We start from the raw sequence: 19,948 nt of genomic DNA on the forward strand, positions 1-19,948 counted from the left end.
TTTAGCGCCTATAGCGTCAGCGCCAACCCCACGGCTTCAATCAACCCACCAGCATCCACATGGCCCACCGTGTAACGCGCCGCAGCCAGGGCGGGCGGGTCCGCGTTGCCCATCGCCACCGGATGGCCCACCACGCGCATGGCGCTCACGTCGTTCTCGCCGTCGCCAACCATCATCACGCGGTCCATGCCCAGGCCGTATTCCGCCGCGATTCGCCGCACCGCGCTGCCCTTGCTGACGCCCGCGCGGGTGATGCTGATGAACATGGTGTCGGGCATGGCCGGGCTGCCCGCCGGGTGCAGGTCCAGTCCCGGATGAGGTTCCGCCGTCACGGCTGTTTCCTGTTCGCGCGGCACCACCCACTGCGCCCGAACGCGCGTTCCCACCAGCGATTCGGGGGTGCGCGGGTCATAGGGCACGCCCAGCAGCGCAGCATGGCGCTCGGCCAGAGAGCAGGGCTTGGTCACGCCGAATTCGGTGTCGGTGTAGACCTCCAGCAAGCGGTCCTCGGCGTGGGCGCGTGCCATCAGCATGGGCAGTGCGTCGTCTGGCAGGGCTTCGGAAAGGCTTTCCCCGGAGTCCACCCGGACCACGCTGGCCCCGTTCTGAAAGACATGCCAGCCGTCCGCGTCCATCCGCCGCGCGTAGCCCAGCGCGTTGCCGATGGCGGGCCGCCCGCTGCACAGCGCGATCCGCACACCCTTTGCCCTGGCATCCGCCAGCGCCGCCCAGACATCTTCCCGCACGGTGTTGTCCGTGCCGATCAGGGTTCCGTCCACATCTACACAAATCAGTCCCAGCATGGGCCGAAGTCTAGGGGCTGAGGGTGCAGGGGGCGTGGCGCGAGATAGACGGCGGGAAAGAGAAGATCAGGGTCTGGCGGTTCGCCGCTGCATACGGCGTAACCCCACCGTGACCACGGCGGCGGCCAGCGGCACCAGCCCGCGCACGCCCCCGCCACCCAGCCCCAGTGCCAGCGAGATCACGGCGGCCTGCCGGGCACGCTGAACTTCCTGGGCTTTCACTGTCCGGGGGGCGCGGTCACATGGGCTACTGATCGGTTCGGGGGCCGTGAACACGGGTGTCAGGGCCACAGCTCCCAGTCCCAGCAGGGCGGCAGGCAGAGTAGTCATGCCCGAAGCGTGGTCCCGCCACAACCGGGGCATCAGCACGCCCAGCGCGGGCAGCCACGAGTGGGAACCGGGAGTCAGGAGCGGCGCTGCCGAGGCGAGGAGCGCCGCCGAACGGTTGCCTGTGGCCGCCGCCAATGCCGATTGCACCAGCAGACCCTGGTGATCAAGGGGAGTGGCGTCCTCTCCGGTGGTTCCGGCGATCAGGCGCAGGCCACTCAGGGCGGCGAAGGCGGCCAGTGGGTTGCCCGGCCCGCCCAGCAGCGCGGCGGCGGCGGCCACGGGCAACGCCACGTTGGCGGTCTGCGGTGAATCCGGGTCCAGCTCCCGCGCAATCGCCCAGGCGCTGAAGGCCGCGCCGCCCACGCCCAGCGCCTGCCACCAGTTGCCGCGCACCACGCGCCCCAGCAGCACCGCGCCCACTGCCCCCGCCGCCGCGATCCGGTTGGACGAGAACGAGAAATCCAGGGGCCGGGCCAGCGCAGGCTGTGGGGCAGGAGCTTTGTTCGGGGTTTGCGGGATCATGCCTTAGCGTAGCCCGCCTGTGCGCCTGAAGCCCGGTTCTGAAGGTTGGCTCAAGTGGCTAAAATCTGGTGATTTGCTGGAGTTCTGATTGACGCGGCGGCTCCCCTTCTGGCCCTCTCCCAGAGGAAAAAGGGGGCCACCGACTGTGTCTTAAGTCGTGTAATCCGCGTTGATGCTCACGTACTCGGCACTCAGATCACAGCCCCATGCCTCGCCGGACGCGCCGCCCACGCCGAGGTCTATCTCAAAGATAACTTCCTCGGCTTTCATGCTGGCGCTGACTGCCGCATCGTCGTAGGGCAGCGGCTTTCCGGCAAAAACCGGATTGCCCTGCACGGTCACGGTCATGCCCTCGATGTTCACGGACGCGCCGCTGCGGCCCACTGCCATGATCACGCGGCCCCAGTTGGGATCGTTGCCGTGGACGGCACTTTTCAGCAGCGGGCTGACACAGCAGGTGCGGGCGGCGGTCAGTGCCTCGGCTTCGGTGAGTGCGCCGGACACTCGGACGGTCAGCAGGCGGGTGGCCCCCTCGCCGTCGCGGGCGATCTGGCGGGCCAGGTCACGCATCACGGTTTCCAGTGCGGGCAGGAAATCAGTCAGGGCCACCTCTCCGGCCTGCCCGTTTGCCAGCACCATCGCCATGTCGTTGGTGCTGGTGTCGCCGTCCACGGTGACCGCGTTGAAGGTGCGCGCCACCACGGCGGAAAAGGCCGCGCGCAGGCCGGGGCCGTCCACCGCCGCGTCGGTAAAGACGAAGGCGAACATGGTGGCCATGTCCGGGTGGATCATGCCGCTGCCCTTGGCGACGCCCACGATTCGCGCCCCGCCGGGCAGGTCTGCCGAGGCGGTCTTGGGCCGCAGATCGGTGGTCATGATCGCGCCTGCAAACGTGGCTGCGTCGGTCCCCAGGTCCTCAGGCAGGTGTTCCACGCCGCTCAGCACGCGGTCCATCGGCAGCGGGTGGCCGATGATGCCGGTACTGGCGGTCAATACGCTGTCCATCTCCACATTCAGCACGCTGCCCAGCGCGTCGGCCAGATCGGCGTTGTCGCGCGCGCCGCGCTTTCCAGTGGCGGCGTTGGCATTTCCGGCGTTGACCACCAGCGCCCGCACCGGGCCGCCCGCCGCGTATACCTCGCGGTTGCGCGTCACGCAGGCGGCGGCAGTGGTGCTGCGCGTTCCGGCAAAGGCCCACACGCAGTCGGTCTCGGAGACCACGGTACTCAGATCGGTCTTGCCGCTGGGCTTGATTCCGGCGGCCAGCGCGGCGGTCTGAAAGCCTTTTGGCAGCGGCAGGGGAGTGGAGGGTTGGCTCATGCTCTGGAGTCTAGAGCGGGGTGGGGCGTGGGAGAGGGGGCGCGTCGTAGACAGCCTGCCCCCAGCGGATCAACCTCTGCACAGGTAAGCGTCCGCACCTTCCGCGTTTCGTGTGTGACGCAGCATGACCCTATGCGTTTGTCGCCTCTTTTTCTGCTGTCTGCCGTGCTGGCTGCTTGTGCCCCGGCCCAGCAAAGTCAGCAAAGTGTTCGCCCTCCTGTGCCCGCCCGCGTGACCACGCCCAGTAACGCTGTACTCGCCAGAGTTCCCGCCGTGCGTGTGGTGCGCCCCAGCTTCGTGGTTCCGGGCACCCCCCCCGAGCTGAATGCCAGCATCACCATCCGTTATGGCCCCACAAAGCCCAAAACTATCCTTCTCCTGATGCCCGGCTTTCTGGGCGGTGCGGGCAGTTTTGACCGACTGGCGCGGCAGATCGTGGCCCTGCAACCGGGCACAGCGGTCTGGACGGTAGATCGCCGCAGCAATCTGCTGGAACCCCAGGCACAGATCGCGGCAGCCAATCCTGCGGAGTTGGCGCAGATCGTGAAAGATGGCCTCCCTCCCCGCTCTAAAGAAAGCCTGTCCTACATGCGCGACTGGGGCCTGAATGTGACCCTGCGCGACTGGCGGACAGCAATTAAAGAGGCCCGTACCCTGACCTCTGAGGTGTTTATCGGTGGCCACTCCATGGGCGGCAGCCTGACCGGGCTGTACGCGGCCTACGACTTTGATGGTCCTCCCGGCAACACCGGACGCGGCTCGGACGATGTGCGCGGTATGGTCATGCTGGACGGTGCGCCGGGCCTGCTGAGTGGCCAGCCGCTGACCCCCGAAAATTACGCGGACGGGGTAACTGGGGTGCTGGGGCCATTGACTGGCCTGAGCAAACTGCCCGAAGACCCGTATGTGGACGCGATCTACTTCGGTCCCAAACTGGCCAGCCGCGCCGCCGCGCAGGCCCGACTGGCCGCCACGCAGCCCAATGCCCTGGCCCCGTCGGGCGGTCTGGTGAACTACCCGGCCACCAATCTGGCGGCGGCGATGGTGCAGCTTGAGCAGCGTTATGCCCTGCTGCCCTTCCTGGCCCTCAAGACTGGGCAGGCCACCAACGCAGTAGAGGGTAACAACCTGATCGCCGCCGTGCTGGGCGGCAGGGACAGTTACTGGGTGGCCGGACAGCAGGACCGTACTAAGCCTGTCGGCTGGCAGGCAGACCCACTGGCCCCCACCAATCCGCAGGATTTCGTGGGGCGCTTCTGGACCCCCCTCAGCGATTTCAGTGAGTGGTACTTTCCCAATCGGCTGTCGCTGGACCTCGCTGCCGTGCGTCAGGGCACCCGGGGAACACCCTTTGAGAAAGACCTGCGCGTGTGGCACAAGGTCAATCTGCCCGCCCTGGGCATTGTGGCCGGGGAGGGCGTTTCCACCGCCGGGGAGTACGGCAAGTACGCCGCGCTGACAGGGGCAAAAATGACGGTCCGTACCTTGAGTGGGGCCGCGCATCTGGACATCATCTCGGCCCGCAGCGATCAGGTGGCCCGCTGGATTCTGGAGTGGATGGCTGGGGTGCAGGCGAAAAAGTAGGGGTTACTCGGTCTCCGGTTATTCAGTGTCTGGCTTTTCCAGATACTTGTTTTCCAGATAGCGCCCGTGCGCCTGTAATACCCGGCCCTGCTGGGCATTGCGGTCCCGGATGACGGCGGACATGCGCTCTTCAATCAGGGCCAGTTGACGCTGCAACTCGGCCTCGTTGGCGGGCGTGGACGGCACGGTGCGGTAGGTTTCCAGCAGCTCGGGAATGTCCTCGCGGGCCGCCTGCCGCACATCAAAGGCATCACGGTTCAGCATCGGGTCACCCGCCGACACGCGCAGGGCGTCGCGGGTGGCGATCACGGTGGCGTGGAAGGCCACGCGGCTGGCCGGGGGCAGGGCACGCTCGTGTGTCCGTAGCGTTCCCAGCAGATTGGTTTCATCCGCCTGAAGATCGGCGGGTAGGGCCGCATTCGGTGCAGTTCCGGGCGCGTCTTCATCTGGCGCATTCATCAGGCGGGTGGCGCGCACCGCCGTGCGGACCAGTCCCAGCAGCCCCAGCAGCAGCGTGATGCCCAGTAGCCAGCCCGCTGGATCAAAGCCCAGCGCGAACAGCACGCCGAAGATCAGCAGCAATGGAAAGATCACGAACGCGCCCAGCACGCCTTGCAGGGTCAGTTTGCCCAGGCCCACGCCGCGCCGGGCCAGCCGGGTGGCCTGACGCCGCAGATCGTTTGAGCCACTGTTTTCCAGGTGAGGAGTCAGCCAGGGATCGTGGCCTAAGCTGTTCACGTCCCCCGGCCCCTTGTGCGCGGGCCGGATCAGATACCGCACCACGCGCGAGCCGGTGCGGGCCACAGTCAGAATGGTGGTGACAGAGGGGGCCATACACAGCAGAATACGGCGCGAGGCTGAGGAAAGTTCCCGCCCTCTGGGACGCCGTGTTCAGCGTTCGCTCAGCTTGTCCCTGATCTCAGACACCCGTTCAGCCAGCGCCTGCCACGGCTCAAGGTGGAAATAGTTGTGGCCCAGCGGACTGGTGCTGGGGAGAATCCAGACCTCCGCGCCTTCTAGCTTCTCAATCTGGAGGCCGTAAGGCAGCTTGCCCGTCGGCTTCCCCAGCGTTTCTGACGCGCCGCGCTTGCTGGTGAAGGCGACAATCTGTGGGCGGTACGTCCTGATCTTTTCCATGAGTTCGTCAGGCTTCCACGCCTCGCCAGGCAACGCCGAATCCACGCCGCTGTGCCGTTTCGCCACGTCCGTCAGGCCGATGCCGTAGTCCAGCACCTGCGGGTATTCCTGCGGCGCAAGTTGCCTCGGCGTCAGCCCCACCGTATGTAGGGTGCGCCAGAACTTGTTGACCGGATTGGCGTAATAGGCCCGTTTGGCGGCGCTGATTTTGCTGGGCGCGGTGCCGACAAGCAGGAGCGCGAGGCCGGGTTTCAGAACATCCGGGACGAGGTAACCCTCAGCCGTTGGCGTGTGATCCTCCACCATCAATCGTCGTCGTAGCGCTGTTCCTTGAAGGGATCGCCGCGCATGTGGTAGCCGTTGACTTCCCAGAATCCGGGCTTGTCAGCGGCCATGAATTCCAGTCCGGTCAGCCACTTGGCGCTTTTCCAGAAGTACAGGTGTGGCACCACCAGCCGCAGCGGTCCGCCGTGTTCAGCCGTCAGTGGTTCGCCGCCAAAGGTGTGCGCCAGCAGGTTTTCCGGGCGCGTGAAGTCCTCCAGCGAGAGGTTGGTGGTGTAACCCCCGACGCTGTGCTGCATGACGTGGGTGGCCGCCGGGTCCAGCTTCAGGTGTTCCATCAGGTCCGTGACGCGCACGCCGGTCCACTCGGTGTCCAGCTTGCTCCAGTGGGTCACGCAGTGGATATCGTAGGTCAGCGTGGTCTGCGGCAGCGCCATCAACTCGGTCCAGGTCAGGGTTTTCTCCCCGGCCAGCCCGCTGATACGAATGACCACTTCCGAGGCGTCGTAGTGCTGCGCGGGGCCGTAGGTCAGGACGGGAAAGCGGGCGGTCAGGCTCTGGCCGGGGGGAACGCGTCCGCCCATGCTGTCCGCTGGCTTTTTGAAGAATTTTCCAAGCATGGGCGTATTTAAGCGCGTTGGCCGCGCCTCCGAAACAGGGCGCGATACGTTCTGGCCTTCAGCAACGCCCAATAGAGCATTTGTCAAAAGAGCTGTTCACTTTTGACCGAACGAAGTGAGTGAATTTTACTGAGGATTTGGGAGAATGGAAGCATCAGAAGTCTTTTTTCTGATGCTTCCATTCGGACAAATGCTCTAAAAGACGCCCAATAAAAAAGCTGCGGAGGAAGCCTGTTCGCCTCCTCCGCAGCCCTGGGCCTGAACTTCAGCCCGCCTGAGATTTCCCCTCAGCCAGTTCGCGCTTGTTGGCCCGCACGCTGGACCAGATGGACGCCCCGATGAACGCCACCCCGATCAGTCCGGTGAGAACTTCGGGAATATGCACGTTGCGGTTGGTGCTGGCCAGCATGATGACCGCCAGCGCCAGGATGCCGTAGTGCGCGCCGTGTTCCAGAAAGCGGTACTGCGCCAGCGTGCCCTGGTGGACCAGGAACAGCGTCAGCGAACGCACGAACACCGCGCCAATCGCCAGTCCCGCCGAGATGATCACGATTTCCTTGGTGATGGCGAAGGCCCCGATCACGCCGTCCAGCGAGAACGAGGCGTCCAGCACTTCCAGGTACATGAAGGCCGTGAAGCCTGCCGCTCCGGCCTTGGCGGCCATGTCGTTGGGGTCAAACAGGTTGCCGATGGCGTTCATGACCAGATAGATCAGCAAACCCACCATGCCCGCCATCAGCGCCGCGAACTGCTCTTCGGGAACCACGAAATAGCGGGTGATCACCAGCAGCACCACGCCCGCGATAATCGCCTGCACGGTGTCCAGCTTGCCCAGCCCGGCTAGACGGCGCTCAAAACCCGCCAGCCAGTGTTCGTCCTTGTCGGGGTCCATCAGGTAATTCAGGGCCACCATCAGCAGGAAGGTGCCGCCGAAGGCACTGATGACCACTTCCGCCTCTTCCAGATACTCGCCGTAGCGGGTGGAGTCGTTGAGGGCCAGATCGGCCACCTGGCCGAAGCCCAGGCCCGCCGTGATGGCGACGATGGCGATGGGAAAGATCAACCGCATCCCCACGACGGCGATCAGAATGCCCCAGATCAGGAACCTGCGCTGCCACTTCTCGGTCATGTTCTTGAGGACCGAGGCGTTAACAACAGCGTTGTCAAAGCTCAGGGACACTTCCATGATGCCCAGCACCACGGCGATGAGCAAGAAATTCAGGGCCACGATCAGACCGCCGGTATTGAGGCCGTACCAGAAGGTCAGGGCCAGGGCAATGATGGTCACGCCGAAGGCAAAACCAAACTCTCTTTGAATCACTACTGTTCTCCTTGCTGGCTGCCCGCTCTGTGGTGGGCAGACCAAACGGTTGATTATGCGGCGCTCTGCGCCATCAAGCCATTAAAGTAGCACCCGGCCTTCTGCAGAACGGGTGCCAGTGTCAGGTTCTGGGTTTAGACGTTGACGCCGTAGTTGCGCGCCAACGGCCCCAGGCCGCCGGTATAGCCCTGGCCCACCGCACGGAACTTCCACTCGCCGCCGTGGCGGTAGATCTCGCCGAAGATCACGGCGGTCTCGGTGCTGAAATCCTCGCCCAGATCAAAGCGGGTCAGTTCCTGGTTGTTGTCCTCGTTGACCACGCGGATAAACGCGCCGCCCACCTGCCCGAAGTTCTGGCGGCGTGCGTCGGCCTCGTCAATGGTCACGCTCACGGCGATCCGCTGAATCTCGGCAGGCACCTGCGTCAGGTTGATCTTGATGGCCTCGTCGTCACCGTCGCCGTCACCCGTGCGGTTGTCGCCGGTATGCTCCACGCTGCCGTCCGTGCTGCGGAGCTGGTTGTAGAAGATGAAATCGTGATCGCCGCGCACCTTGCCGCCGTCGTTGAGCAGGAACGCGCAGGCGTCTAGGTCAAACGCCTGACCGTCGGTGGGGCGCGGGTCCCAGCCCAGGCCCACGATGATGCGTTGCAGGTTGGCGTCCTGCTTGCTCAGGGAGATGTTGCCGCCTTTTTGAAGTGAAAGTGCCATGTTGACCGTCCTTTTTGATGACCTCGATTTCAGAAGTTCGGGGGGAGTACGGGGGTTGGGGGGCAGGGGTTCCCGGTGGGGGAGGAGGATGGTGGTTCGGGTTTTGTTGGTGGCGACTTGCGATTTGACCCCTCAGTCTGCTTCGCAGCCAGCTCCCCTCAAAAGGGAGCCAAGGAACGCGTCTGGCGGAGCAATTCCGCAACTCTTGCCTCCCTTCTAAGGGGAGGTGCCCCGGAGGGGCGGAGGGGTTAAACCGCAAATAGCCACCCCAGAATCTCAATTACAGGTAAGCCTTGATATCCGGCAGGTTGTCCTGGTACGTCCGCCCCCTGGACGTTGCGCCAATGGCGGTCATGGTCCAGTCATTGCCCTGGCGCTTGAGGCTCGCCAGGATCATGGCGCTGTGCTGGCCGCCCGCCGACAGGTCATAGCGGGCAATCTCGGCCTCGCCCTGGGTGTTGACCAGACGGCAGTAGGCGTTCTCAATCTGGCTGAAATCCTGGCCGCTGTAGTTGTTGACGCTGAAGATCAGGGTGGTGACGTTGGCGGGCAGGCGCGACAGGTTCACGGTGATGCTCTCGTCGTCGCCGTCGCCCGCGCCCGTGCGGTTGTCGCCGCTGTGCTGGATCGCGCCGTCCTTGCTCTGAAGCTGGCGGAACCACACGGCGTCCACCAGTTGACCCTGTGCGTCAAACATCAGCGCGTTGGCGTCCAGATCCACGTCTGCCGAGCCGCCACCGAAGCCGAAGAACCCCTTTTTCTTGATGGCGTCCCAGCCCAGGCCCATGCGAACGCTGCTGAGGCCGGGGGCTTCCTTGGTGAGGCTGATCTGCTGTCCTTTCTTGAGGGAAATAGGCATTGGGTTTGCTCCTTGTGTGAGGGGGAATGGGGGTTAGAGATTGTCAAACCGTCTAAAGGTCTAACTGTCTAACCGCTTAAAGCTCTGGCGTTCGTCTCTTATTTTTGTGGTGAGACGGTTTGACCGTTGGCCAGTTAGACGCGGAGGATTCCCGCCGCCTTCGCGTCCCGCTGCCAGCCGTCCAGTTCATTGAGCAGCAGGTCAAACAGTTCGGCATCCCCAATTTTAATAGGGGCGGGCACGCGGAAGAAGTCGGCGTTGTCCACCACGCGGCCCGGCAGATCGTCCAGCTTTTCCAGAAAGTCAAAGTTGACGCGGCCCTCTTCAATGCCCATGAACTTCCAGAAAATTGGCTCGGCGGCGGCGTCGGTCATCTGGCGGACCACGACGGCGGGGTTGCTGGTGCCGCCATCGGTGATGAACAGGACCAGACAGGGCAGCTCGCGGCCCTCTTTCTCGGCGTCCTCGCGGACCATTTTCATGACCGGGCTGTAATGGGTGCCGCCTTCCAGCTTGACCTTCAGACGGTCCACGAACCCGGCCACGTTGTCCAGCGACAGGGTGCCGCTGCGGTGTGCCTGGATACCAAACAGGTAGACCTCCACCTCGCCGTCGTCGTCCAGGCGGGCGGCCAGGGCCAGGGCGCGTTCGGCCAGCGCCTGCACCGCGCCGCTGCGGTATTCGTTCTGCATACTGCCGCTGATGTCCAGCACCAGTTTCACGCGGTAACGGGCGTCGGCCAGCCCGCGTTTTTCCAGGCTGACGCTGGCGGTCTTGATCAGGCTGACCAGTTGCGGCTGCTCGCGCTCGGCCTTTTCCAGCAGCACGCGCTGGCGCTCCTTGTGCAGATTGACGGTGGGGGCTGGCGCTGGAGCTGCCTCAGCCTCCGCAACTTCCCCGCCGAAATGCCGCACCAGGGCGTCCAGACCGCCGTTGAAACCCTGCGCCACCGTCGCCAGCCGCCAGCCGTCCGCGTGACGATAAAGGCGAATCAGCATCACGGCCTTTTCCGCCTTCAGATGGGGCTTGACATCAAACGTCGCGTCCCCAACTTTGACGGACAGCGCCCCCGCCCCGCCAATCGGCTGGGTGTCGTGCGTGGCGGTGAAGTAAATCTCGGTGATGGACGTGGGGAGCGCTGCGAGGTCCACATTGAAACTGGTGTCCACCCCCTGTCGGGCCAGTTCCAGCGCCCCTTCCGGGCTGCGCGGCTGGTTGAAGAAGACCATGTAGCGGTCATCTGCCAGCTTTCCGTCCTGCAAGCCGAAGGCCGTGAGGTCCGCGCCGTCCAGCGTGCAGTGAATGTCCACACTCAGGCGCTGGCCCACGCCCAGGGTGCTGAGCGGCACACGTTGCCCGGCCTGGAGAACACCCATCTACTTGCTGCCCGCCGACCAGCGGAAGCTGAAGCCGAAGTGCTGATCGGCCTCCTGGTGGTCTTTGAAATAGCGTTCTTCCTTGGTGATCTTGACCTCGCCGCCCACGTTCTCGATGCTGGCGATGGCGCAGAACGTCCGGCGCATGTCGGGGTTGCTCAGTTGCACGGTGATCTCGTTGCCGCGTGGGTCCTTCATGGTCAGGCGGGCGTTGACCTTGGTGAAGTCGGACGTTCCCTGATAGATGAAGGCGAAGATGACCACCGTATGGATCAGGTCCGGGCGCGAGATGACCAGATTCTCGCCGTCGCTGGATGCGCCGCTGCGGTCATCCTTGTCCAGCAGGATGAACGGTTCAAAGCGGTCACTGCCAAAGCTGTTGCCCAGCGCCTGAATCACGCCCTTCTGCCCGTCCTGCATCACGAACATGCAGCCCAGGTCCAGGTCCGCACTGGCCCGCAGGAAGCCGCCGCCCTTGTCCCAGTTCAGGTTGACGCTGATCGGGTCTTTCTGGCCGTCTTTCCTCAGGGAAATCTTGGCGCTCTGGCCCTGCTTGTCCAGCGTAATCTTGCCCAGATTGATGGTGGGCGCGGGCGGTGTTGAGATTGCTGCGGGCGTGGGAGCGGGACGTGGGGCGGCGGGGGTTGGGGTGGGTGGCGGGGGCGAAGGAGGACGTGCGGCGGGCGTGTCGGCCACCGTGCCGCCGAAATGCCTGACCAGTGCGTCCAGACCGCCGTTGAAGCCCTGGCCCACTGCGCCCACCCGCCACACGTCCTTGAAATACAGGTCCAGCAGCATGACCGCCTTCTGCTGCTGAAAATCGCGCCCGGTCACGCGGTAGTTCATCAGCGGGGTGCCGGAACTGCTCAGGGTGACCTCGGCGTGGTCGATGGCGTTGAATGCGCCGCTGTCCACCGTGGACGCCAGACTCAGGCGGCGAACGCTGGCAGGCAGGCGCGACAGGTCCACCGTAAAGACCTTCTCATTCCGCGCCCCGCTTTTCATCTCCACCGCACCTTCCGGGCTGCGCGGCTGGTTGAAAAAGATCATGTAACGGTCATCGCTCAGTTGGCCCGCCGCGTCCAGCCCGAACAGGATCAGATCGTATTCGGAGGCGGGTCCGGTCACCTGCACCGTTAAAGTCAGGTTCGTTTGCGGGGTCAGGGTACTCAGTTGCGTCTTCTGGCCGGTTGTGAAGGTCTGCATGTTCTCCCTGTGTGATGGGATGAGGGCTGGTGGGGTGAGGAAAAGGGAGGCTGGAAACCACGTTCCCAACCTCCCCCCGAGCGTCCGAGCTGTAATCTGGGCTAACTGTGGCTCAGACGTTGACGCCGAAGTTGCGGGCCAGCGGGGCCAGACCGCCCGCGAATCCCTGACCCACTGCGCGGAATTTCCAGTCTGCGCCGTTGCGGTAGATCTCGCCGAAGATCACGGCGGTTTCAGTGCTGTAGTCCTCGCTCAGGTCGTAACGGGCAATTTCCGCGCCGCCGTCCTTGTTCATCACACGGATAAACGCGCCGCCCACCTGACCAAAGCTCTGGCCACGGGCGTCGGCCTCGTCGATGGTCACGGCAATCGCCACCTTGTCCACCTCGGCGGGCACCTTGCTCAGGTCGATGTCAAGGGTCTCGTCGTCGCCTGCGCCCTCGCCGGTCCGGTTATCGCCGTTGTGGACCACGCTGCCGTCGGAAGACACCTTGTTGTTGTAGAAGATGAAATCGCCGTCGGCGCGGACCTTGCCGTCGGCCTTGAGGGTAAAGGCACTCGCGTCCAGATCGAATTCCTTGCCGTCGGTGGCACGGGGGTCCCAGCCCAGACCGATGGTGATGGCGCTCAGGCCGGGGGCCTCTTTGCTCAGGGAAACGTTGCCGCCTTTTTTCAGTGATACTGCCATGTTGGTGCCTCCTGGAAGGGAAAAGTTTGACGAAGAATCGGGACCTTATACGTTAAACACTCAGGCGTTGAATTCGGCGGGGTCCAGCTTGAGGGCCTGGGCAATCTCGCGCACCACGCCCATTTCCTTCTCGTCGAATTCACCGTCTGCGTTGGCGATGACCACCGCGAGTTGCACCACGGCGCGGGCCTGTTCGGGCTTGCCCGCCACCTTGCCGATGGCCTGCATCAGCTCGATCTTACCGAAGTCGAAGTCGGCGGTGATCTTGTCGCAGTAGCGGTCGTATTTGTCGCGCATGTCCGCGACGTTGAACGCCTTGAGCTTGTCGCTGGTGGTGATGAACTGCGCGGTGCGGCTGCGTTCGGTCTGGTCGATCTTGCCGTCTGCCGCGCCGATCAGGGCACAGGCGGCCATCGTTGCGTCGGCGAATGCGCCGTTGTTAAAACGGCTCCAGCCGTCCTGCGCTTCCTTGCTGGCCTGCGCGCCCATTGCCTTGAGCTTGTCGAGAAAACCCATACCGTGTTCCTCCTGACTGTCTGCCGAACGGACTGCCTGTTGAAAACTACCTGAAAGACGTGAACGTGAGGCCACAGAAATGCGGACCTTACCCCTAAAACTATCAGGACTGGGGTTTAGACTCCTTGAAATTGTTCTCATGAAAGCGGCGGACTGTCGGCGTAGCGGTGGGAGGACAGCCGGTGCTGGGCCGTGCCTGATCAGAATGCCTGATCAGAAGTGCAGGGCCTCGTGCCGCTGCGTTTCCAGCACCCCGTAGAGCCGGGCGCGGCAGGTGATGTCCGAGGCCCAGCGCGTGTGCGTGGCCGGTTCGCACATCCGCCCGTTCATCTGGAAGACGGCGGGCGCGTCTGGCGCGAGGATGGCCTGCGCTTCCAGCAGATCGGACTCCGACACGCGGTAGGCGTCCAGCACGGTGTCCAGTTGCGCCGGGTGGATGATGGTCTTGCCGCACAGCCCGTACTCCAGATCCTGTTCCAGTTCGCGGGCCAGCGTGGACAGGTCGCCGAAGACCTCGTAAACCGGGCTGGACAGCGCGAAACCGTGCGGCTTGAACACGCCGACGAGCATGCTGATCACGCGTTCCAGCGGTCCCTCGTACAGCGTGCGCCCCGGCTTGCGGCGCACCCCCAGCGCGTGCATCAGGTCGTTGCCGCCGATCCGCAGGGCGGCCACACGCGGACCGTGGCCGCCGTCCAGAATCAGGTCGCGCAGCCGGGTCATCTGCGCCTCGCTGAGGGCTTCCGGGGTTTCCAGCGTGAGCAGCACGGGCATCTGCGGCCAGTCCGAGGCGGCCAGTACACCCAGGTACGCCTCCAGATTCTCCGCGTGAATTTTGGGTAGCACGAACCCGCTGATGCCGCGCAGGTCCAGTGTCAGCAGGCGGGCCAGAACGTGAGGGTTGCGGGCGCGGATCAGGCGCAGTGGCCCGGTTCCGGGTGGGGGCAGCAGCGGCAGCGTGCGCGCCAGATTCGCCAGTGCCAGGGGCAGATCGGCCTCCAGCACGGAATCCTCGGTGCAGTAGATCAGGCTGGTCAGGGACGGGTAACGCCCGGACCCCAGCGCCAGCAGATCGGGCCGGGTGGCCGGGGTGTACAGGCTGGCCCCCAGTCCCCAGGGATTCAGCCGCCAGGGATTCAGCGGCGGCGCTGGCGAGAGCGGGGTGGTCATGCGTCCTCCCCGGCGCGGGGACCGATCAGCGCCGCCGCCAGATAGGGCAGCTCCGGGTGAACCGTCACCGGAATGTCCGCCCCCCGCGCCAGTTCGTTCAGGTGGCGGGTGTCGGGGTGTCTGGCGTCGCGCAGCAGCAGCCCGGCAGGCTGACGGCGCAGGAAGACGCGGGTGGCCTCGCCCACGCCGGGTTTGACGAGGTGCGGGTCATGCACATCCAGCCCCGCCGCCAGCGCCAGCACTGCATCGTAGGGGCGCACCGGGCGGAGACCGGGACTCATGGGAAGGTCAATCCCGGTGTCGAAGGCGTCCAGCGCGGCCAGATACCCGCCCGTTACATCGTCGGGGCGCAGATGATCCTCGGTGCGGACGCCGTGCAGCTTCTGCCCAACCTGCGCTTCGGCGTCCACGAAGGTCCGGCTCAGCAACCCGCTGATGGTGGCGTTCAGCGCCGCGTGGGGCAGCAGCAGATCGTCGTGGGTGGCGGCGAAACTGGCCACGCCTGCCGGATCGCTCAGCACGGCCAGCAGCGGCGGCACGCCCGCAGGCAGGCTGTCCACCAGCGTTTCCCGGATGCTGCCCTTGCCCGTCCAGCCGTCCACGAAGACCAGTGTGCCCCCCGGATGCGCCCCCTGCACGCGCCGCAGCGCCTCCCGGTCAATGCCGCCCCCCCGAATGATGCTGAGGGTGTGGTGGGGCAGCTCTTGCCCCCGCCGCCGCGCAAAGCGGGTCATGGCGCAGCCGACGGGCGTTCCCGCGCGGGCCAGCGAGACCAGCACCGGCTGCGGCACCTGGGCCAGCAGATGCGCGGTCAGACTGGCGATCAGCTCCGCCACGCGGGGACCGTTGCGGGTCAGTGCCGCGTGGTAGGCGGTCATCTGCACGGCGCTGGGGCGCGTTTCGGGCGTGAGCAGCGTGCCGTAGGACACGCCCTGCCGCAGCAGCGCCTCCTTCTCGGCCACGCCCACCAGCCGTGGCATGGCCGGGCGCAGATGCACCGTCACGTCGGCGGGATCGTAGGTATGGAAAAGGGTGGTGGTCTGGGTCATGGAAAGGTCCGGGTCATAAAAATGGACAGCCTCTGGGATGTGCCTGGGGGAGGTGCGTGCTGGCGCTGTGTGGGTCTGATGGGCACTGTGTGGGTCTGAACTGTGTGGGTCTGAACTGTATGGACCTGAACTGTATGGACCTGAACCATAGACCTAGAGGGGAGGTCTGCCCGGAAAGGGGAGAGGGAAGACAGAAGGTCCAAACATGTTACGCGAGAGAGCGCATTCTGGACTACAGGTCTGGGCGAGGGATCAGATCCCGCGCAGCATTGAGGTTCATTTCTGACAAGCGCGGGCAATTCTGCGTGCCCTCAACCGAAGTATTGGGGTAGATCGGCTTCTGTCGCCAGCACGTCGCGGGGTTTGCTGCCCTGGTGCTTGCTGACGATGCCCATTGCTTCCAGCAGGTCCATCAGCTTTCCGGCGCGGGCGTGGCCCACACTCAGGCGGCGCTGCAACCTGGAGACGCTGCCCTGGCCCTCCTCGATGCAGATCTGGGCGGCCTGACGCAGCAGCGGATCGCTGAAATCCATGCCGCTGCGGTCACCGGGGCCGCTGGACATGATCTCACTGTCGAAGTCTGCGCCGTACGCCTCCACGAAATCGTCCTCGAAGACCATCCGGCGCAGCTCGTCGCTGATACGGGCGGATTCGGCCTCGGAGATATACGGCCCCTGGAGGCGCACGGGCTTGACCTGCCCCGGCTGGTAGAACAGCATGTCGCCCATCCCCGTCAGGCGTTCCGCGCCCATGCTGTCCAGAATGGTGCGCGAATCGTGGCTGCTGCTGACCGCAAAGGCGATGCGCGCCGGGACGTTCACTTTAATCAGGCTGGTCAGGATGTCCACGCTGGGACGCTGCGTCGCGAGGATCAGGTGCATACCGGTGGCGCGAGCCATCTGTGCCAGCCGCATGATCGCGCTTTCCACTTCTTTTGGGCTGGTGATCATCAGGTCCGCCAGCTCGTCGATGATGATCACCAGATGGGGCAACTCGGTCTCGCCGGTCTGGCGCATCTTGGCGTTGTACTGCTCCAGATTCTTCGCGCCCACCGCGCTCATCATCTTGTAACGGCGCTCCATGTGGGCCACCGCGCCCAGCAGCACCCCCGCCGCGTCCACTGGATTGGTGACCACGCTGCGGACCAGATGCGGAATGCCGTCGTAAGGCGTCAGCTCTACCATCTTGGGATCGATCATCAGAAAGCGCAGATCGCCCGGCAGGTACTTGAACAGCAGCGAGGTGATCAGCGTGTTCACACACACCGATTTGCCCGAACCCGTGCTGCCCGCCACCAGCAGGTGCGGCATCTTGGCGAGGTCGCCCACCATCAGTTCGCCGTCGATGCTCTTGCCCAGGATGATCGGCAGTCTGGCGCGGGTGTTGCGGAAACCGGGAGAAGAGGCCGCCTGATGAAAGGTCACGGGTTCGCGCTCGGCGTTGGGAACCTCCAGGCCGATCACGCTCTTGCCGGGAACCGGGGCTTCGACGCGCACGCCGCCCACCGCCAGGGCGCGGGCCAGATCGTTGCTCAGGCTGGCGATCCGGCTGATCTTCTCGCCCGGTGCGGGTTCGATCTCGTAGCGCGTGACGGTGGGGCCGCGCGCGTAGTCCACCACCTTGGCCTGCAACCCGAAGTGCCGCAGCGTCTCGTCGATCAGTCCGGCCCGCTGCCGTGCCGAGACTTCCAGCGCCGCCGTGTTGTGGGCCGCCGCCGGAATGGGATCGAGTAATTTGCTGTCGGGCAGGGCCAGCGCGATTGCGCCCACAGGGTTGGTGGGACGCTTTTCCTGCCGGGGTGGGCCAGCATCTTGCTCCCAAGGCGGCGTGCCCGATCTAGGCGCACCCGCACGCACGCCGCCCTTGCCCAGTAGCGGTTCGCCTTTACCGCTGGGCACGGCGTCCAGCGTCCGGCTCGTCTTACTAGGCGCAGGCCCAAACGGCAGATCGTCGTCATCCCAGTCGGAGAAGGGATCGACGCCGCCTGTTTCCGGGCTGTGGGACGGACTGGAGGACATATGGGGTGCAGCCAGGGGCGGCGCTCCCCAGCCCGCCGGGTCCGCTGTGGCCGTGATGGCGGCGGGCTGCCGTCTGGCAGGGGCTTGCTCAGTGGCAGCGCGCTCCCCTTCCGAGAACTCGTCGTTCACGAAGTCGAAGTCCAGCGTGGGCGGCACCGCCGGGGCAGACACCAGGACTTCCTGGGTGGCCGTGCCGGTGATGGCCTCGGCGCGGCGCAGGGCGTCTTCCTGGGCCTGCGAGAGCCGGTGTCTCCAGCGGTCCTGCTCGCGCAGGGTGCCGTCGGTGTCTTCGGCCAGCGCCGCTGCCAGCTCGCCGGCCACCTCGGTTGGGGCGCGGTCAAAGGCAGTGGCCAGATCGGGCCAGCCGGGGTACACGTCGGCCCGCGCACGCCACTCGGTGAAATCGCGGCTGACCTCCTGCCACGCCACCTGCCGTTCGCGGTGGGCGGGCCACTCGCGGGCCAGCGCGGCGCTGTCGGGCTTGGCCAGGGCCTTCTCGGCGGCCACCCGCTCCCGCTCCAGCCTGCCCGCGCGCCCGGACAGGCGCTGGATCTCGGAGACCATCGCGCGGCGCAGACGTTCCAGCGCGTCGCACGCCTGGGTGCTGGGCAGCCCCACGCTCAGCTCGTGGCGGCCCTGGCGGATCTCGGCGGCGCGGGCCTCGGCGTCGGCCCCGGCGTCGGGGGCTTCACGGGCCACCAGCTCGCGCAGGTCACGGGCACCGTTGCCGACAAAGATGCGGGTGCTTTCCTGCCAGTGCTTCAGGTCGCGCTCCAGTCCTTTGAGGCCCGCCTCGTCCTGGCCGCGCACCTCGCGCCCGGCGGCCTTGAGTTCGGCCTGCTGGGTTTTGATCTCATGGGCGTCGGGGTACAGGCGGCGCAGGGTGTCCAGCTCGCGCCCGTGGGCCATCAGCCCGGCGCGCACCCCACCGCGTGCGCGGGCCGACTCGATGCCGTCCTGCCGCGCCTCGATGGCCCCCTGCACCCCCGCCGACGCACCGCCCAGCCACATGCTGAGCCGCCGGAAAAGTGCCTTGAGCATGCTCAGCGGGGTCAGGCGCAGCATCAGCTCCAGCCCCAGCGTCAGCGTGACCAGGGGCAGCAGCGCCGCCGCGTAACTCAGGGTGGTGGTCAGCGGGCGCATGACCGCCGCTGCCCCCTGACCCGCCGCCCCCGGCTGGAAGACCTCGTGCAGTGCCAGCAGCGAGGCCACCACCACCAGGCCGCCCAGCACCCGGCGGGTCAGGTTCCGCAGGTCGCGGCCCAGGAAGACCAGCGCGCCGTAGGCCACGGGAATGATCGGAAGCAGGTACGCGCCCCAGCCCAGCGTGCCCAGCAGCAGCGAACGTGCCCCGCCCATGAAGCCCGCCGTGCCGCCCGTTCCTGGCGTAACCGTTCCGGGTGTGCCCACGCCGCCCGCCCCCAGTCCGTCCTCGCCGGGCAGCAGCAACGTCACCGCCAGAAAAATGCCCACCGCGAACAGCACCAGACCCAGCGCCTCGCCGTCGAAACGGCTGACCGGGGGAGAACTTTTGGTGCGGGCCTTCGACATAGCGGGCAGTGTAACGCAAAGCGGGCCACGGTATTTACAAATTGAGTCGTCCTGTACGGCATTTGGGCCTGGGAGGAACGGGGCGGCGGCGTGTGCCCAGGTGGCCCCGCAACCGTGCCGCGCGGCACGCCGCTCCCGCGCTTCATACTGGGGGCGTGTCCCTGATCCTGCCTGCCGTGCTGGCCGACGCGCTGTGGGCGCACGCCGCCCGCGAGTTTCCGCGCGAGTGTGTGGGCGCGCTGGGCGGCACGGGCCGGACGGCGGAGGATTTGGATGGTGAGGAAGCCCGCGCCGTGGCGCTGTACCCCCTGCCCAACATCTCCCCGCAGCCGGAGAGCGAGTATCTGGCAGACCCGGTCCATCTGTTGCGTGCCCTCAAGGCCATGCGCGGGGGTGGTCTGGCCCTGGTGGCGCTGTACCACAGCCACCCGCGCGGCCCGGCGTGGCCCAGTTCCACCGATCTGCGTCTGGCCGCGTACCCGGTGCCCTACGTGATCGCGGACCTGGAAAACCGCGTGCTGCGCGCCTACCGTCTGCCGCAGGGAACGCCAGTACGGCTGATTGTGGAAGGCGGCGAGGACTCGTTCGCCTGACCTGGACCAGACAATGTGCAGCGACAATAGGCCCATGAACGGTCTGACGGCGCTCATGCTTATCTTCCTGGTGCTGTGCCTGGTTGTGGCCGTGGCAGCGGCGCTGTCCAGATCGACGCGCCAGGCAGATGTGACCAGAACGGGTGCGAACCTGGACAGCGGCGGTCTGCCGTTTCTTCTCACGGATGCTGGTCACACTTCCGGCGGCGGAGATTGCGGGAGCGGCGGAGACGGGGGCTGATTCCGGCTTGCCCTGAAAGGGGCGGGGCCAGACATCCGCAGAACGTCCGCAG

19 protein-coding genes are annotated in these 19,948 nt (G+C 65.6%); 3 read left to right on the forward strand and 16 right to left on the reverse strand.

Annotated elements, in window-relative coordinates:
- Positions 1–8: 8 nt before the first annotated feature.
- The 3 genes from Q319_RS0101735 to argJ all read right to left on the reverse strand — a co-directional run bounded on the left by Q319_RS0101735 (position 9) and on the right by argJ (position 2,975).
- Positions 9–803 carry a Cof-type HAD-IIB family hydrolase gene (locus Q319_RS0101735; RefSeq protein ID WP_029480085.1) on the reverse strand — a complete coding sequence of 265 codons (795 nt, stop codon included), beginning with the start codon at positions 801–803 and terminating at the stop codon, positions 9–11.
- A 66-nt stretch (positions 804–869) separates the two neighbouring features.
- Positions 870–1,655 carry a hypothetical protein gene (locus Q319_RS0101740; RefSeq protein WP_034413319.1) on the reverse strand — a complete coding sequence of 262 codons (786 nt, stop codon included), beginning with the start codon at positions 1,653–1,655 and terminating at the stop codon, positions 870–872.
- 150 nt (positions 1,656–1,805) lie between these two features.
- Positions 1,806–2,975 carry a bifunctional glutamate N-acetyltransferase/amino-acid acetyltransferase ArgJ gene (argJ, locus tag Q319_RS0101745; protein ID WP_029480088.1) on the reverse strand — a complete coding sequence of 390 codons (1,170 nt, stop codon included), beginning with the start codon at positions 2,973–2,975 and terminating at the stop codon, positions 1,806–1,808.
- A gap of 132 nt (positions 2,976–3,107) precedes the next feature.
- Between argJ and Q319_RS0101750 the strand changes: the two genes are divergently transcribed.
- Entirely contained in the window at positions 3,108–4,559 is a 1,452-nt protein-coding gene (locus Q319_RS0101750) for an alpha/beta hydrolase (RefSeq protein WP_029480091.1), read from the forward strand.
- 18 nt (positions 4,560–4,577) lie between these two features.
- Here Q319_RS0101750 and Q319_RS0101755 read toward each other — a convergent pair whose 3' ends face one another.
- The 13 genes from Q319_RS0101755 to Q319_RS0101815 form a co-directional block, all read right to left on the reverse strand.
- Complete coding sequence (locus Q319_RS0101755) at positions 4,578–5,393, reverse strand: hypothetical protein (protein ID WP_029480093.1); 816 nt, start codon at positions 5,391–5,393, stop codon at positions 4,578–4,580.
- Between the two features lie 57 nt (positions 5,394–5,450).
- Positions 5,451–6,002 carry a mismatch-specific DNA-glycosylase gene (locus Q319_RS0101760; protein ID WP_029480095.1) on the reverse strand — a complete coding sequence of 184 codons (552 nt, stop codon included), beginning with the start codon at positions 6,000–6,002 and terminating at the stop codon, positions 5,451–5,453.
- Positions 6,002–6,598, reverse strand: a complete 597-nt coding sequence (locus Q319_RS0101765; RefSeq protein WP_029480096.1) for a sulfite oxidase-like oxidoreductase — start codon at positions 6,596–6,598, stop codon at positions 6,002–6,004. Before Q319_RS0101765 ends, Q319_RS0101760 begins: the two co-directional genes overlap by 1 nt.
- Positions 6,599–6,863: 265 nt before the next feature.
- On the reverse strand, positions 6,864–7,919 hold the full coding sequence (locus Q319_RS0101770) for a DUF475 domain-containing protein (protein WP_029480098.1): 1,056 nt from the start codon (positions 7,917–7,919) through the stop codon (positions 6,864–6,866).
- A gap of 134 nt (positions 7,920–8,053) precedes the next feature.
- Positions 8,054–8,629 (reverse strand): TerD family protein, encoded by a 576-nt coding sequence (locus Q319_RS0101775; protein ID WP_029480100.1) that lies wholly within the window; start codon positions 8,627–8,629, stop codon positions 8,054–8,056.
- A gap of 280 nt (positions 8,630–8,909) precedes the next feature.
- Positions 8,910–9,488, reverse strand: a complete 579-nt coding sequence (locus Q319_RS0101780; RefSeq protein ID WP_029480102.1) for a TerD family protein — start codon at positions 9,486–9,488, stop codon at positions 8,910–8,912.
- Positions 9,489–9,622: 134 nt separating this feature from the next.
- The gene (locus Q319_RS0101785) at positions 9,623–10,864 is read right to left on the reverse strand and encodes a VWA domain-containing protein (RefSeq protein ID WP_029480104.1); all 1,242 of its coding nucleotides are present in this window, start codon (positions 10,862–10,864) and stop codon (positions 9,623–9,625) included.
- A complete protein-coding gene (locus Q319_RS0101790; protein WP_029480106.1) occupies positions 10,865–12,070 on the reverse strand; it encodes a TerD family protein in 1,206 nt (401 codons plus the stop codon). It abuts the gene before it with no gap.
- 112 nt (positions 12,071–12,182) lie between these two features.
- Positions 12,183–12,758 (reverse strand): TerD family protein, encoded by a 576-nt coding sequence (locus tag Q319_RS0101795; RefSeq protein ID WP_029480108.1) that lies wholly within the window; start codon positions 12,756–12,758, stop codon positions 12,183–12,185.
- A gap of 60 nt (positions 12,759–12,818) precedes the next feature.
- Positions 12,819–13,274: a tellurite resistance TerB family protein gene (locus Q319_RS0101800; RefSeq protein WP_029480109.1), complete on the reverse strand. Its 456-nt coding sequence runs from the start codon at positions 13,272–13,274 to the stop codon at positions 12,819–12,821.
- Between the two features lie 213 nt (positions 13,275–13,487).
- The gene (locus tag Q319_RS0101805) at positions 13,488–14,444 is read right to left on the reverse strand and encodes an HpcH/HpaI aldolase/citrate lyase family protein (protein WP_029480111.1); all 957 of its coding nucleotides are present in this window, start codon (positions 14,442–14,444) and stop codon (positions 13,488–13,490) included.
- A complete protein-coding gene (locus tag Q319_RS0101810; RefSeq protein WP_034413322.1) occupies positions 14,441–15,493 on the reverse strand; it encodes a cysteine protease StiP domain-containing protein in 1,053 nt (350 codons plus the stop codon). Before Q319_RS0101810 ends, Q319_RS0101805 begins: the two co-directional genes overlap by 4 nt.
- Positions 15,494–15,804: 311 nt before the next feature.
- Positions 15,805–19,062 (reverse strand): FtsK/SpoIIIE family DNA translocase, encoded by a 3,258-nt coding sequence (locus Q319_RS0101815; protein WP_029480114.1) that lies wholly within the window; start codon positions 19,060–19,062, stop codon positions 15,805–15,807.
- Between the two features lie 155 nt (positions 19,063–19,217).
- On the opposite strand from Q319_RS0101815, the gene Q319_RS0101820 reads away from it, so the two are divergent.
- Entirely contained in the window at positions 19,218–19,655 is a 438-nt protein-coding gene (locus Q319_RS0101820; RefSeq protein WP_034413326.1) for a M67 family metallopeptidase, read from the forward strand.
- A 34-nt stretch (positions 19,656–19,689) separates the two neighbouring features.
- Complete coding sequence (locus tag Q319_RS27785) at positions 19,690–19,896, forward strand: hypothetical protein (RefSeq protein ID WP_029480116.1); 207 nt, start codon at positions 19,690–19,692, stop codon at positions 19,894–19,896.
- The last annotated feature ends 52 nt before the right edge of the window (positions 19,897–19,948 follow it).

Origin of the sequence: Deinococcus marmoris DSM 12784, assembly GCF_000701405.1 — a bacterium.
Classification (GTDB): domain Bacteria; phylum Deinococcota; class Deinococci; order Deinococcales; family Deinococcaceae; genus Deinococcus; species Deinococcus marmoris.